The 13551-nt window shown below is 62.4% G+C and carries 15 protein-coding genes; 7 read left to right on the forward strand and 8 right to left on the reverse strand.

The window, feature by feature from the left end:
• The first annotated feature begins 227 nt into the window (after nt 1-227).
• Genes J4E63_RS19845 through J4E63_RS19875 form a run of 7 tightly spaced genes read left to right on the forward strand, consistent with a single transcriptional unit; the run spans nt 228 to nt 6522 of the window.
• Nucleotides 228-905 (forward strand): thermostable hemolysin, encoded by a 678-nt coding sequence (locus tag J4E63_RS19845; protein ID WP_207283081.1) that lies wholly within the window; start codon nt 228-230, stop codon nt 903-905.
• Nucleotides 895-2376 (forward strand): AMP-binding protein, encoded by a 1482-nt coding sequence (locus J4E63_RS19850; protein WP_207283082.1) that lies wholly within the window; start codon nt 895-897, stop codon nt 2374-2376. Before J4E63_RS19845 ends, J4E63_RS19850 begins: the two co-directional genes overlap by 11 nt.
• Entirely contained in the window at nt 2373-3047 is a 675-nt protein-coding gene (locus tag J4E63_RS19855) for a TenA family transcriptional regulator (RefSeq protein ID WP_060741852.1), read from the forward strand. Before J4E63_RS19850 ends, J4E63_RS19855 begins: the two co-directional genes overlap by 4 nt.
• Nucleotides 3034-3843: an SDR family oxidoreductase gene (locus tag J4E63_RS19860; RefSeq protein ID WP_060741853.1), complete on the forward strand. Its 810-nt coding sequence runs from the start codon at nt 3034-3036 to the stop codon at nt 3841-3843. Before J4E63_RS19855 ends, J4E63_RS19860 begins: the two co-directional genes overlap by 14 nt.
• Entirely contained in the window at nt 3840-4484 is a 645-nt protein-coding gene (locus J4E63_RS19865) for a tetratricopeptide repeat protein (RefSeq protein ID WP_060741854.1), read from the forward strand. Before J4E63_RS19860 ends, J4E63_RS19865 begins: the two co-directional genes overlap by 4 nt.
• An 11-nt stretch (nt 4485-4495) precedes the next feature.
• On the forward strand, nt 4496-5158 hold the full coding sequence (locus tag J4E63_RS19870) for a response regulator (protein ID WP_207283083.1): 663 nt from the start codon (nt 4496-4498) through the stop codon (nt 5156-5158).
• Nucleotides 5155-6522 carry an ATP-binding protein gene (locus tag J4E63_RS19875; protein ID WP_060741856.1) on the forward strand — a complete coding sequence of 456 codons (1368 nt, stop codon included), beginning with the start codon at nt 5155-5157 and terminating at the stop codon, nt 6520-6522. The genes J4E63_RS19870 and J4E63_RS19875 overlap by 4 nt, the downstream gene beginning before the upstream one ends.
• Nucleotides 6523-6567: 45 nt before the next feature.
• Here the strand turns inward: J4E63_RS19875 and J4E63_RS19880 are convergent, their stop codons facing one another.
• The 8 genes from J4E63_RS19880 to J4E63_RS19915 form a co-directional block, all read right to left on the reverse strand.
• Nucleotides 6568-7659, reverse strand: a complete 1092-nt coding sequence (locus tag J4E63_RS19880) for an ArsO family NAD(P)H-dependent flavin-containing monooxygenase (RefSeq protein WP_207283084.1) — start codon at nt 7657-7659, stop codon at nt 6568-6570.
• Nucleotides 7660-7754: 95 nt separating this feature from the next.
• Nucleotides 7755-7943: a DUF2892 domain-containing protein gene (locus J4E63_RS19885; RefSeq protein WP_060741858.1), complete on the reverse strand. Its 189-nt coding sequence runs from the start codon at nt 7941-7943 to the stop codon at nt 7755-7757.
• Between the two features lie 13 nt (nt 7944-7956).
• Nucleotides 7957-8376: a DUF6691 family protein gene (locus tag J4E63_RS19890; protein ID WP_060741859.1), complete on the reverse strand. Its 420-nt coding sequence runs from the start codon at nt 8374-8376 to the stop codon at nt 7957-7959.
• A gap of 2 nt (nt 8377-8378) precedes the next feature.
• Nucleotides 8379-8813, reverse strand: coding sequence for a YeeE/YedE family protein (locus tag J4E63_RS19895; RefSeq protein ID WP_060741860.1), 435 nt, complete (start codon nt 8811-8813; stop codon nt 8379-8381).
• Between the two features lie 43 nt (nt 8814-8856).
• Nucleotides 8857-9189 carry a TSUP family transporter gene (locus J4E63_RS19900; protein ID WP_305891268.1) on the reverse strand — a complete coding sequence of 111 codons (333 nt, stop codon included), beginning with the start codon at nt 9187-9189 and terminating at the stop codon, nt 8857-8859.
• A gap of 65 nt (nt 9190-9254) precedes the next feature.
• Complete coding sequence (locus J4E63_RS19905) at nt 9255-9734, reverse strand: hypothetical protein (protein WP_060741861.1); 480 nt, start codon at nt 9732-9734, stop codon at nt 9255-9257.
• A gap of 37 nt (nt 9735-9771) precedes the next feature.
• Nucleotides 9772-12519, reverse strand: coding sequence for a cation-transporting P-type ATPase (locus J4E63_RS19910; RefSeq protein ID WP_060741862.1), 2748 nt, complete (start codon nt 12517-12519; stop codon nt 9772-9774).
• Between the two features lie 59 nt (nt 12520-12578).
• Nucleotides 12579-13502 (reverse strand): universal stress protein, encoded by a 924-nt coding sequence (locus J4E63_RS19915; protein WP_060741863.1) that lies wholly within the window; start codon nt 13500-13502, stop codon nt 12579-12581.
• Between the last annotated feature and the right edge of the window lie 49 nt (nt 13503-13551).

Here is a 13551-nt window from a genome sequence, read left to right on the forward strand (position 1 = left end):
AGAAGGATGACGGGGGTGCGGGTCCATTGACGTCGGGCCTGGCACTTCAGGTCATCTAAAGGTGGATATTTATCGGGTTTTGCCTACTGTACTACGGAAAAACAAACAAAGGCAGCCCGTGTTTGATCGGACTATTTCTCAAGCGTACGCAAACTTCCCATCTTCAGACTTCGTTAAGAAACGGCCTCGATACTTCTCCCCAATAGCCCGAGGGAGAATGTTGCGCCATGCCCGATTTTGACTGGAACATCCACTTGCCGCTGGCCTTCGGTGATGCCGGCCCGCCGGTTCGGCACTTGCACCGGGCGTTGCCGGGACAAGCCCGGCGAGCTGAGTTCGAGGCGTTCATCCAGCAGCGTTTTCGCCAGGTCCACGGTGCCGATATTCGTCACTTCATGCCGGAGCTGTTCGGGCTCGACGATGTCCACGGCACGCTCTGCGCAGCGGCTGGCGTGCGCCGGGCCGCCCAGGGGCCGCTGTTCCTCGAACATTATCTGGACAGCCCCATCGAGCCTTTGATCAGCGCCGCCGCCGACCGTCCGGTGGATCGCGCCGGTATCGTCGAAGTCGGCAATCTGGCCGCCAGTGACACGGGCAGCGCCCGGCTGAGCATCATCGCGATCACTTATCTGTTGGCCATGGGCGGCCTGGAATGGGTTGCGTTCACTGGCAATATCGGCCTGGTCAACAGCTTCCATCGCCTGGGTCTCAAGCCCGTGACCCTGTGCCCGGCCGATCCGCAGCGCCTTGGCGAGGAGCGTCACCTCTGGGGGCGTTACTACGAAAGCCAGCCGTGGGTTCATGTCGGAAACATCCGCGCCGGTTTCGTTCACCTGCGTAATACCGGCCTGTTCACGCGACTGGGACTGTCGACGGATCTCGGGGAGACCAGCCATGTCGCCTGAGATGGAACGGTTCAAACGCACCCTGCGTGGGCATGCCGAGCGCAGGGGGCACGCTATTGCGCTGTGGGGCGACGGTTCGCAGCTCGACTACGCAACGCTTTATTCCGAAGTGGTGTACCGCCAGCAACGCCTGCGCGATGAACACATCAGCGTTGTTGCCCTGGCCCTGGACAACGGCATCGAAGCGATGCTCTGGGACCTTGCCGCGCTGTTCGAAGGGCTGGCCTGCGTCATCCTGCCCGGTTTTTTCAGCCAGGCTCAACGTCGCCACTGCCTGGAGCAGAGCCAGGCCGAGCGGGTGATTGCCGAGCCCGCGTTCGAAGCGGAACTGCAAGCTGCCGGATACCAGCACAGTGGCGAGTTCTGGCGACGGCACTTCGACGGGCCGAGTCGTCTGCCGGCAGGCACCGCCAAGCTGACCTTCACCTCTGGCACCACCGGCACGCCCAAAGGCGTCTGCCTGAGCGCTGACAGCCTGTTGCGGGTGGCCCGTGAACTGGAACAGGCCAGCCAACCGGTCGAGGCCCGGCATCACTTGGCGTTGCTGCCCCTGGCGATTCTGCTGGAAAACCTTGGCTGCTACGCGGCGTTGTATGCCGGCGCCATGCTGAGCCTGCCCAGCCAGAGGACGCTTGGCATCCAGGGCGCCAGTGGGGTCGACCCGACGCGGCTGCTGGGATGCCTGGCCGAGCGTCGGGCGCAGAGCCTGATCCTGGTTCCGCAACTGCTGTTGATGTTGGTCACGGCCGCCGAACAGAAGCTGTTCAACCCGCACATCGTGCGATTCGCCGCCGTCGGCGGGGCACGGGTGTCCCACGATTTGTTGCAGCGGGCCCAGCGTGTTGGCCTGCCGGTGTTTGAAGGCTATGGGCTGTCGGAATGCGCTTCGGTGGTGTGCCTCAATCGGCCACAGGCTCATCGTGCCGGCAGTGTCGGCCAGCCACTGCCCCATGTGGAGATCCGCTTGGCCGATGACGGCGAAGTTCTGATCAAGGGCTCGACGCTGCTCGGTTACCTGGGGGAGCCTGCGCACGCCAGCGAGTGGTGGCCCAGTGGCGACCTGGGGGCGTTCGACGAGGACGGTTTTCTTTACCTGCGCGGTCGCAAGAAACACCAATTCGTCACCAGTTTCGGTCGCAACGTGAACCCCGAATGGGTTGAAGCCGAACTCACCCAGGGCGGTGACGTTGCCCAGGCCTTTGTCTATGGCGAAGCCATGCCGCACAACCATGCACTGCTCTGGCCCGCCCGGGCCGACTGCACGGATCAAACGCTGGAGCTGGCCGTGGCCAAGGCCAACGACACGCTGCCCGACTACGCGCGGGTCCATCACTGGACGCGCCTGGACCAACCCTTCAGCGCTGCCAACGGCATGCTCACCGCCAATGGCCGGCCACGCCGGGAGGCCATCGTCGAGCATTACCGCGCGCAGCTCACTTCATCTGTCTTGTCCGAGGAATCCCCATCATGAGTTTTTTTGACACGTTGCAAGAAGCCACCCAGCAAGAGCGCCAGACCCTGTTCAATCTGCCGATCATTCGTGACGCCCTCGACGGCCAGGTCAGCTTGGCCAGTTACCGGGGCTTCCTGATCCAGGCGTATTACCACGTGCGCCATACGGTGCCGTTGATGATGGCGTGCGGGGCGCGCCTGCCAACGCACCTGGAATGGCTGCGCAAGGCCGTGTGCGAATACATCGACGAAGAGTACGGCCATGAGCAATGGGTGCTGGATGACATTGCCGTGTGCGGTGGCGATAAGGAAGCGGTGCGCAACGGCCAGCCTTCGTTACCCATCGAGCTGATGGTCAGTTACCTCTATGACTTGATCGCCCGAGGCAACCCGGTTGGCCTGTTCGGCATGGTCAATGTGCTGGAGGGCACCAGTATCGCCCTGGCGACCCATGCCGCCGACAGTATCCGCCAGCGCCTGGAATTGCCGCCCACGGCGTTCAGTTACCTCAGCTCCCATGGATCGCTCGACATCGAGCATATGCAGACCTATCGCGGGCTGATGAACCGCCTGGACGATCCGGCGGACCAGGCTGCGGTGATCCATGCCTCCAAGGTGGTGTACCGGTTGTACACCGACATGTTCCGGGGCCTGCCGCGTGACGGGGAGCCTGAACATGCGCCTGTGTGATGCGCGTGTCGTGCTGACGGGCGCCAGCGGTGGAATCGGCCAGGCCATCGCCGCTGCCCTGTGCGCCAGTGGCGCGCGGGTGCTGGCCGTCGCCAGGCATCGCGAAGCCTTGCAGCCGTTGCTGGAGCGTTATCCGCAGCACTTGAGCTGGGTCGAAGCCGACCTGACCTTCCTCGCCGACCGACGCAAAGTGCTGGTCGCCGCCGAGGCCCAGGGCGGCATCAACCTGCTGATCAATGCCGCGGGCGTGAACCACTTCGCCATGCTCGAACAACTCGACGACAGCGAGATCAACGCCATGCTGGCGCTGAACATCAGCGCGCCGATCTGCCTGACCAAAATACTGTTGCCGCTGCTCAAGCAGGCCGACAGCGCGATGGTGGTGAACGTCGGTTCGACCTACGGATCAATCGGCTACCCGGGCTACGCCAGTTACTGCGCCAGCAAGTTTGCCTTGCGCGGTTTTTCCGAAGCCTTGCGCCGGGAGTTGGCCGACACCCGTATCGGAGTGCTCTACGTGGCGCCCCGGGCCACCCGAACCTCGATGAACAGCCCGGCAGCCGACGCGCTCAACCAGGCCCTCAAGGCCAACGTCGACGACCCGCAAACCGTGGCGGCGGCGGTGATCCACGCGATTATCGGCGACCGGCGCGAGCTGTATCTGGGCTGGCCTGAACGCTTTTTCGTCGGCCTCAACAGCCTGCTTCCCAACTTGGTGGATCGGGGTCTGCGCAAGCAATTGCCACTGGTCCGTCGCCTCAGTCGCAAACCTGAAAACGAGCACCTCAAGCCATGAAAAAAATCCTTGCTTGCCTATTGATCGGCACCCTGAGCCAAAGCGTCTGGGCATTGGAGGCGGCCGACCAGCAACGTCTCAGCGACATCCAGCAGCGCTGGGCCCACATTCAATATGAATTGCCAGAAGGCCAACGCGCCGACGCGTTCGAAAAACTCGCGACCCAGGCCTCGGCATTCAAGCAGGAGCGCCAATCGGTGGCCGAAGCATGGATCTGGTCCGGTATCGTCAACAGCAGTTGGGCCGGTGCCAAGGGTGGGCTCGGTGCGCTGGGCAAGGTCAAGGACGCCAAGGGCGACCTGGAAAAAGCCCTGACCCTGGACCCCAAGGCCCTGCAAGGCTCGGCCTACACCAGCCTCGGCGCACTCTACGACCGGGTGCCGGGCTGGCCCCTGGGGTTCGGCGACTCGGACAAGGCCGAGCAATTGCTCCAGCAGGCGTTGCAACTCAACCCGAACGGCATCGACAGCCTGTACTTTTGGGGCGATCACCTCTACCGTCAGAAACGCTACAGCGAAGCCAAGGCAGCGCTGCAAAAAGCCTTGCAGGCAGCGCCGCGGCCGGGTCGGGAAACGGCCGATGCCGGGCGCCGCAAGGAGATCGACGCGTTGCTGGTGGATGTGAACAAGCAACTGAACTGACAGGAGCGCGTGTGCGTTTATTACTGATCGAAGATGACGTGGCCTTGGGGGAGGGCGTCCATCAGGCCTTGAGTCGCGAAGGCTATACCGTCGACTGGTTGCAGGACGGCAGCAGCGCCTTGCATTCGCTGCTCAGTGAGACTTTCGACCTGGCGGTGCTTGACCTTGGCTTGCCACGCATGGACGGCCTGCAGGTGTTGCGGCGCTTGCGTGACAGTGGTTCCAACCTGCCGGTGCTGATCCTCACCGCCCGCGATGCCACCGAGGATCGCATCGCCGGGTTGGACGCCGGGGCTGACGACTATCTGGTCAAACCCTTCGACCTGGCGGAACTCAAGGCCCGGCTACGGGCCTTGTTGCGTCGCAGCGCCGGCCGCGCCCAGGCGTTGATCGAACATGCCGGCATCAGCCTGAACCCTGGCACCCAGCAAGTCAGTTACCAGGGCAAGCCGGTGGCCCTGACGCCCAAGGAGTATCAGTTGCTCCATGAACTGCTCTCGCCGCCGGGCCGCGTCATGACGCGCGATCATTTGATGCAGTTGCTCTACGGTTGGAGCGAGGAGGCCGAGAGCAACACGCTGGAAGTGCACATCCATCACCTGCGCAAGAAGTTCTCCACCGACCTGATCCGTACCATTCGTGGTGTCGGTTACCTGGTGGAGGAGCGCCGATGAGTTCGATCCGGCGGCGTACCCTCACGTTGATCCTCGGCCTGCTGTTCCTTGGCCTGTTGATCATCACGGTATTCAACCTGCATGACAGCAACCACGAAATCGCCGAGGTCTACGATGCCCAATTGGCGCAGAATGCCCGGCTGCTGCAGGGTGTGATGCGCATGCCGATGGCGAGCAAGGAACACGCCGAGTTGTATCAGGCGTTCAATTCGGCGCTGGGGCAGGCGGTGCCCAAAGTCGACGGTCATCCCTATGAAAGCAAGATCGCTTTCCAGGTCTGGAACTCACAAGGTTCGGTGCTGGTTCATACCACCAGCGCACCGTCGTTCACCTCACCCCCGGTTGCGCCCGGTTTCAGCGAGATCGTGGACCAGAAGAACCGTAAGTGGCGGGCGTTCGTCCTGGACGACGCGCAATACGGGTTGAAGATCTGGGTGGGCGAGCGCGACGACGTGCGTGCCGACCTGGTCGACCGCATTGTTCGTCACACCGTCGTGCCCAACCTGATCGGCAGCGTGGTGCTTGCCGCCGTGATCTGGCTGGCCATCGGCTGGGGGCTCAAGCCCCTGGTCGATATGGCGGCAAAGCTGCGCGCCAGGCATCCCGGTTCCCTGGAGCCCTTGCAAATGATGCCGCTTCCTACCGAGCTTGAGCCCATGCAGGCGGCACTCAACCGTGTCTTGGCGCAGATCCAGGAGGTGATGGGCCGTGAGCGGCGTTTCATCGCCGACGCCGCCCATGAAATGCGTACGCCCTTGGCCGTACTGCGGGTGCATGCACAGAATCTGATGGAGGCGGGGAGCGAGCAAAGCCGTCGCGAGTCCCTGGAACACCTGATTGCCGGGGTCGACCGCACCACGCGCCTGGTCAACCAATTGCTCACCATGGCACGGCTTGAACCGCAGGCAGGCGTTCCGACGCCGGCGGTCATCGACCTGGCCGCCACGGTTCGGGCGAGCCTGGTGCAAATGACGCCCTGGTTGTTGAGCAAGGGGCTCGAGCCGGTGCTGGATGTCAGCGATGACATCGGTCCGGTTCGAATCGACCCGGTGGCCATCGATATCGCCTTGAACAACCTGGTGACCAACGCGGCCAATTTTTCTCCGGCCAACGGCACGATCACCGTACGCCTGGCCAGGAAGGGCGATCACTACGAGCTGTCTGTCGAAGACCAGGGGCCGGGTATCGACGAGGCCGAGCGTGAGCGGCTCTTCGAGCGGTTCTACAGCCGCGGCAATGACCAAGGGGCGGGGTTGGGGCTGACGATCGTACGCACCATCGCGGATCGTCTGGGAGGGCACATACGCCTGGAGAATCGCACCGAGGGTGGGCTGTGCGCGACCTTGGAAATAGGGCGCTTCTAAGCGATTTTCCGCTGCCATGACAGGTGGCCGATCCCGTGCGGTGCTTCAAGCAGGCGCATCGGCCATGGATTGCCGGGCGAGAAAGTCGACTATCTCGCCAACCGTGCTGCGTGCCGTGCGTGTAACGCCAATCAGGGTGGCGGACGCCGACCCCGTCCACTCGCCGTAGCCGACCAGCCACAGCCTGGGCTCTTGTATCGAGCGGGTGCCCTCGACCTCCACAGGGCCGTCGTTGTTGAGCACCCCCAGCGCATCCAGATGCTGTAGGGCGGGCCTGAATCCGGTGCACCAGATCACCACGTCCACGGCTGATTCGCGGCCGTCGGCCCAGATCACGCCGTTGCGGGTAAAGCGCTCGAAAGGCCTGACGGCCTGAAGGACGTTGCGTTCACGGGCCTCGACCACCGGCGGCACCATGACGATGTCACCCAACCCTCCCACGGGTTGATCAATGACGCGACCTTCCTGCTGGGCCTTCCAGCGCTCGGTGGCGCGCTCGAACAACACGCGCCCATCGACCTCGTCAGGAAGGAACGGTGGTTCGATGGGGGTGACCCAAGTGGTCTCGGCGATTTTCGACACCTCGGCCAGAATCTGCGCGCCTGAATTGCCACCGCCTACAACCAGGACCTTCTTGCCAGCGAACGGGGATGCCTCGACATAGTCCGCCGAATGCAATTGCTGCCCAGCGAACAAGGCTGCATCAGGGTAACGAGGGATGTAGGGGTTGCTCCAGGTGCCCGTTGCGCTGACCACGACCCGGGCGTCCCAGTGCTTCTCGGGGGTGTGTACCCGCAAACCCGTTGCTGTGCGTTCCACACGCGTGACCTGTACCGGTCGCACCACGGGAAATCGATAGCGCTGTTCGTACTGCGTGAGGTAGTCGATCACGTGGTCTCGCGACGGATAGCCATTCTGTGTGGGGGGCATCATCCAGCCGGGGATCGAACTCCATGTAGCCGGGGAAAAGAGTCGCAGCGAGTTCCAGCCATGCCGCCAGGCACCACCGGGTTCTTCCTGGGCGTCGAGGATGACGAACGAGAGAGGCGTACGCCGCAGGAAATAGGCCACCGCCAAGGCCGCTTGGCCGCCACCGATGATGATTACGTCAAATGTCTCGGGCTGTGAGCAGGGCATGGCGGCGAATCCTTCGGTTGAGGGAGCCCGTTGCAAGGCTCCAAGAGGGGCTTGCAACGTCAATGGCCGCTCCAGGAGAAAGGCCGTTGTGCGCTTCAGCAACGTTTGCAGGTCTTGATGCCCAATAACGAATAGAGCGGACAGAAGCGAAAGATACCCGTGGCCAGTGGCACCAGGCCAATCCAGCCCCAGGCGCCGATCGAGCCCGTCAGGGCCGGAATTATAAGGACAAGCCCCACGGCAATGCGTGCGCCCCGGTCAATGGTTCCAATGTTGGCTTTCATGGCAATCTCCTGATCAATGGACACGCCGGGTTTCCAGCACGGTGAACAACCACATGCCCGCCAACATGGCCAGCATGAAGACAAAGGCTTGCCAGTGTCCGGTCAGCAGGATGGCCACGGCGGGGCCAGGGCAGATGCCGGCGATGCCCCAGCCGATACCGAACACCAGGCTGCCACCGATCAGGCGTGGGTCCAGTTCTCGCTTGACCGGCAACTGCATGGGGCTGCCCAGCAGCGAATGAGTCTGTTGGCGCGCCCAGGCCAGCGGGACGATCGCGCTGCCAATCGCCCCGATCATCACCAGCGCCAGGGACGGATCCCAGGCGCCGGCCAGGTCCAGGAAACCCAATACTTTGTTCGGGTTGGCCATGCCTGCCAGGAGCAGCCCGAAGCCAAAGAGCAGGCCGGCGATGAATGCCGTCAGTTTGCGCATGTTCAAACCCCTATCACGTGACGCAGGACAAATACCGTGGCGAAACCGCTGAGCATGAAACACGCGGTGGCGACCATCGAGCGCGGTGACAGGCGTGACAGGCCGCACACGCCATGGCCACTGGTGCAGCCCGAACCGTAACGAGTGCCGACACCCACCAACAGGCCCGCGACAGTGAGGCCGAACCAGCCGTTCTGGAACTCGATCGGTGGCAAGGAGGCAAACACGCCCCATACCAGCGGCGCGACGAGCAGGCCCAGAAGAAACAGAGCCTTCTCGCCCAGCCCTTCGCTGCCACGCTGCAGCAGGCTGCCGATCAGCCCACTGATGCCGGCGATCCGGCCGTTGGCGACCACGAACAGGCTGGCCGCCAAGCCAATCAACATACCGCCGGCAAGGGATGACCAAGGCGTAAAGTTGAGCCAGTCAAGATTCATCAGCGTTCTCCGGTACACAATCGTTGATATTCCACTATGCGATTCAACCCAGGGCTTTTACCAGCAGCGCGGCCGCTACCAGCGTCGACACAAGGGCGAAGCCATCTTTGCAGATGGGTTCCGGCAACTTGGCAGCGACCAGGCGCCCGCCGAGCATGCCGACGATGGCCCCCATGGAAAAGGGTAGCGCTATTGGCCATTGCAGGTGGCCTGTCGCCGAGCTCGTCAGCACCCCTGACAGGGCAACCCAAGCGATAACGGTCAGCGACGTGGCGAGCACCGATTGCGTGGTCAGATTGCTGTACCGTTGGCGCGCCGGAACCACGACGAAACCACCGCCCACGCCGAGCAGCCCGAAAAGCACCCCGCCGACCACGCCCTAAGTCGTGAGCACCCACGCGCAAGGGCCGGTCCAGTTAGGCGCTGCCCTGGGAGACCGGTCTAGGGAGATGGCGTCCCCATGTTCTGCTGGTGCTGCATCATCTGTTCCATCATCATTTGCTGCATGCCCATGTAGTTGTCCATCATGTACTGGTGTTGCTTCATCTGCTCAGGCGTCATCCGGGAATAGTGGTTGCCCATTTGTTTCCAACCCATCATCGGGCCGTGTCCCTTCATATGGCCGCCCATCATGCCGCCCCCCATCATCCCATTCATCATCTGCATGCTTTGCTGCATCATGGCCTGGTGATCTTGCATGAGCTTCTGGCGTTGCGCCGGATCGGTGGTTTTCTGGATCAGGCTCATTTGCTCCTGCATCTTCTTCAGGTTTTCCTGGGCTTTCGCCATCTGCTGATCAAATTGTTCAATGCTCATTGATGGCGGCGTCGGATTGGCGGCGTCGGTGGCCTGCTGGGCAAAGGTAGGCGTGGGGAAAAGCACCGCGGTCAGGGCGAGGGCGGCGAGTCTGGATGCGTTCATGGTTCAGGTCCTGGCGGGGTGGGTAGGGGAGTGATCGTCACGGTTGACGATCGGACTCGCTTAAACGCAGTCGAAGCTGTTTTTCAATTTCGATGATGGCGAACAGCGCAATGCCCACCGCGATGATCAGCAGTCCATCCATGAAGGGCACCGCTTGGGTGGCGAACACGGTTTGCAGCGGCGGCGCGTAGGTGATGGCGAATTGAGCGACGGTCACCACCGCGATGGTCGCCCACACAACCTTCGTACCCCGAAGGCCCTTCCAGGTCAGTGACGTGCCGTAGAGATTGCGGATAAAGAACAGGTGGAAAATTTCCATCACGACCAAGGTGTTCACTGCCAGGGTGCGGGCCAGTTCGACGGAGTAGCCTCGGTCCAGGGCATAGGTAAAGATGCCGTAGACACCGCACAGGAACAGAATGGAAACGAGCACCATATGCCAGACCAATGCGCCGCTGATCAACGGCTCCTGTCGTGAGCGCGGTGGCCTGCGCATGGTGTTGTCTTCGGTCGGTTCGAACGCCAGCGCGATACCCAGCGTGATAGCGGTAATCAGGTTGATCCACAGGATCTGTATCGCCGTGACTGGCAATGTAAGGCCAAACAGCAGCGCGACAATCAGGGTCATTGTCTCGCCCGCGTTGGTGGGTAACGTCCAGCTCAGCACTTTCTTGATGTTGTCATAGACCGTGCGGCCTTCACGCACAGCGGCGACGATAGAGGCGAAGTTATCGTCCGCCAGTACCAGGTCCGCGGCTTCCTTGGCTGCTTCACTGCCTTTGCCGCCCATGGCGATGCCGGCATCTGCGCGCTTGAGCGCTGGCGCGTCGTTGACGCCGTCGCCGGTCATGGCCACGGTCATGCCGTTGAGTTGCAGCAACGTCACCAGCCGGAGCTTATGTTCGGGGCTGGTACGCGCGAAGATGTTCACTTGCTTGAGCGATTCCCTGAGGGTTGCATCGTTCATTGCATCCAGGTCAATGCCCGTCAGTACCTTGTCGGGGTTGTCCAGGCCGATCTGATCAGCGATGGCGCAGGCGGTGCCGGCGTGGTCCCCTGTGATCATTTTCACGACAATGCCGGCCGCCTGGCATTGCTTGATCGCCTGGATCGTTTCCGGGCGGGGCGGGTCGATCATCCCGACCAGGCCAAGCAAGGTCAGTGTCCCTTGCACATCGGCAAATTCCAGGATGGCGTGTTCGGGTGGGACGGACCTGACGGCGAGCGCCAACACGCGTTGGCCTTTGCGGGCGATGGCATTGGCCTGCGCGTGCCAATAGTCGGTATCGAGCGGGGCCGTTGCCCCCGTGCTGCTACGCTGGCATGTGCACATGGTCAAAACCTGCTCCGGCGCGCCTTTGACATAAATCGCGGCTTGTCGGTCATGGTTGTGATGCAGCGTTGCCATGAAGCGGTGTTTAGCGTCGAACGGAATGGCATCGGTGCGCGCCCAAGTGCCGCGTTCCTCTTCACCGTTGATACCGGCCTTGGCGCAAAACACCAGCAATGCACCTTCCATGGGGTCTCCTTCGACCTTCCAGGCGTCTTCGTGCTGCCTCAAGCTCGCGTCATTGCAAAGGCTGGTCGCGCGCCCGAGTTCGGCCAGCACCGGGTGGTGAGAGGTGTCGATCAACTGATCGGCAAGGTTCATGTTGCCCGAAGGCTGATAGCCGACCCCGTCGACCGTGAAGGTCAGGTCACTGGTGACGACGGATGCCACCATCATCTCGTTACGGGTGAGGGTGCCGGTCTTGTCCGTGCAGATGACCGATACCGAGCCCAGGGTTTCGATGGCCGGCAGGTGCCGAACGATGGCGTTGCGATGGGCCATTGCCCGCACGCCCACCGCCAGGGTGATGGTGAGTACGGCGGGCAACCCCTCGGGTATGGCCGCGACCGACATGCCCACCACGACCATGAATATCTCGGTGAAGACGTAATGCCCGACAAAGTGGCCATAAGCGAGTAGCAGACCGGCGATCAGCAAAATCAATAGCGTCAGCCAGCGGGCGAAGACGTCCATTTGCTGTATCAGGGGCGTCGTCAGCGGCTTCACTGCCGACAGCAGGTTGCTGATGCGCCCGATTTCAGTCGAGGTTGCGGTGGCGACGACGACCCCTGTTGCTTGGCCGCAGGTCACCAGGGTGCCACTGAAGGCCATGCAGGCACGATCAGCCAGGGCTGCTTCGATGCGCACCGGTTCGGTATTTTTTTCAGCCGGTGCGGATTCTCCGGTCAGGATGGCTTCCTGGACCTGGAGCCGATTGGCATGCAGCAGGCGCAGATCCGCCGGGACTTTGTCGCCAGCCTCCAGCAAGACGATATCGCCGGGTACCAGTTCCTCGCCTGCGATGCCCAGGCGTTCGCCGGCACGTATCACCGTTGCGCGGGGCGCCAGCATGTTGCGGATGGCATCCATGGCCTGCTCGGCCTTGCCTTCCTGGACATAGCCAATGATCGCATTGACCACCACGACGGCAAGAATGACCACCGTGTCCCACAGGTGTTGCAGCGTTGCGGTGATTGCAGCGCAACCGAGCAGTACATAAATCAGGATGTTATGAAATTGCAGCAGAAATCGCTGCCACGCTGGCCGCCGGGCTGACGCTGGCAACCGGTTGAAACCCGTACGCTCAAGCCGGGCCTGGGCTTCGGCGATGTCCAGCCCGGCTTGCTCATCGACACCCAGGTGTTTGAGTGCCTGTGCGGCGGGCAACGTGTACCAGGCCAGGCCCTGCGAGGGCGTTGTCGGGTGCGCCGCAGGTATGTTGCTCGGTCGGTTCATCAGCCGCGCTCCTGTGGGTACGGTGCGGTTGTTCTGCGGGTCATCTGCGCAACTGCACCTCAGCCAATTCGCTGCGGCGCAATCACCCACAGGCTGCAGGGCATTTTGTACAGCAGGCTTTCCACTGTGCTGCCGATCAGCTTGTCCAGGCTGCCGTAGCGCACGCGCCCCATGACGATGACGTCAATGTCATGGGATGCGGCGTAGCTCGCCAACACCTTGGCCGGGTCACCCATGATCATGCGTCGCTGGTCCGGGGCGATGCCATTGCGTTCGGCCAGTGCATCGAAGGCGGCGCCCTGGGATTCGTAGAGCTGGCGGGCCAGGGTCGAGGAGAAGAACATCGAACCGTTGCCGAAACCGTATTCGGCGGCGGTAATGGACGAAAGGTCATAGGCGTAGATGACTTCCAGCGTCGCGTCGCAGCGGGTGGCCAGCTTGTTGGCTTCGCTCAGGATACGGTCATTGAGGCCTTCGTAGTGTCCGTCCTGATGGAACGGGTCGATGGCGGCCAGGATCTTGCGCGGACGAGCGTGGGCGACCTTGTTGACGAAGTGCAATGGAACTGCGCATTCGCGCAGCAGGTGCACGTCCAGCGGTGTGAACATCAGTCGGGAAAACCATGACTCAGGGTCCACCGACTTGATCAGCGCAGCCATCGGCGCTTCCTTGAGGTGGACCAGGATTTCCTGCAAGGGGCGCTCGACCCACGTCACTTCTGTCGTGACCTCGATGCCGAGGTTGCGCAGGGGCCTGGCCTGTTCCTCCAGCCACTGCCGATGGCGCTCGATGTAGCCCAGGCGCATCTGCTCCAGTGCTTGTTCGTTTACCAGGCCCGCCGTGGCCAGGCCTTCGAGGTAGTCAAACGCGACAATATGCAGCGCCGCGCCTTCGGCCCTGGCCAGTGCGGCGGCCCGGTCGAACGCCGGGCTGTGTTCCATCAGTGGCGAGACGACCAGCATCAAGCGTGATTGCGTAGACATGACAAACCTCCCGGGCAAGGACCTGTTGGCGCCGGGCGACGTTTCGCGC

It is taken from the genome of Pseudomonas sp. FW300-N2F2 (assembly GCF_017351655.1).
Taxonomy (GTDB): domain Bacteria; phylum Pseudomonadota; class Gammaproteobacteria; order Pseudomonadales; family Pseudomonadaceae; genus Aquipseudomonas; species Aquipseudomonas fluorescens_AA.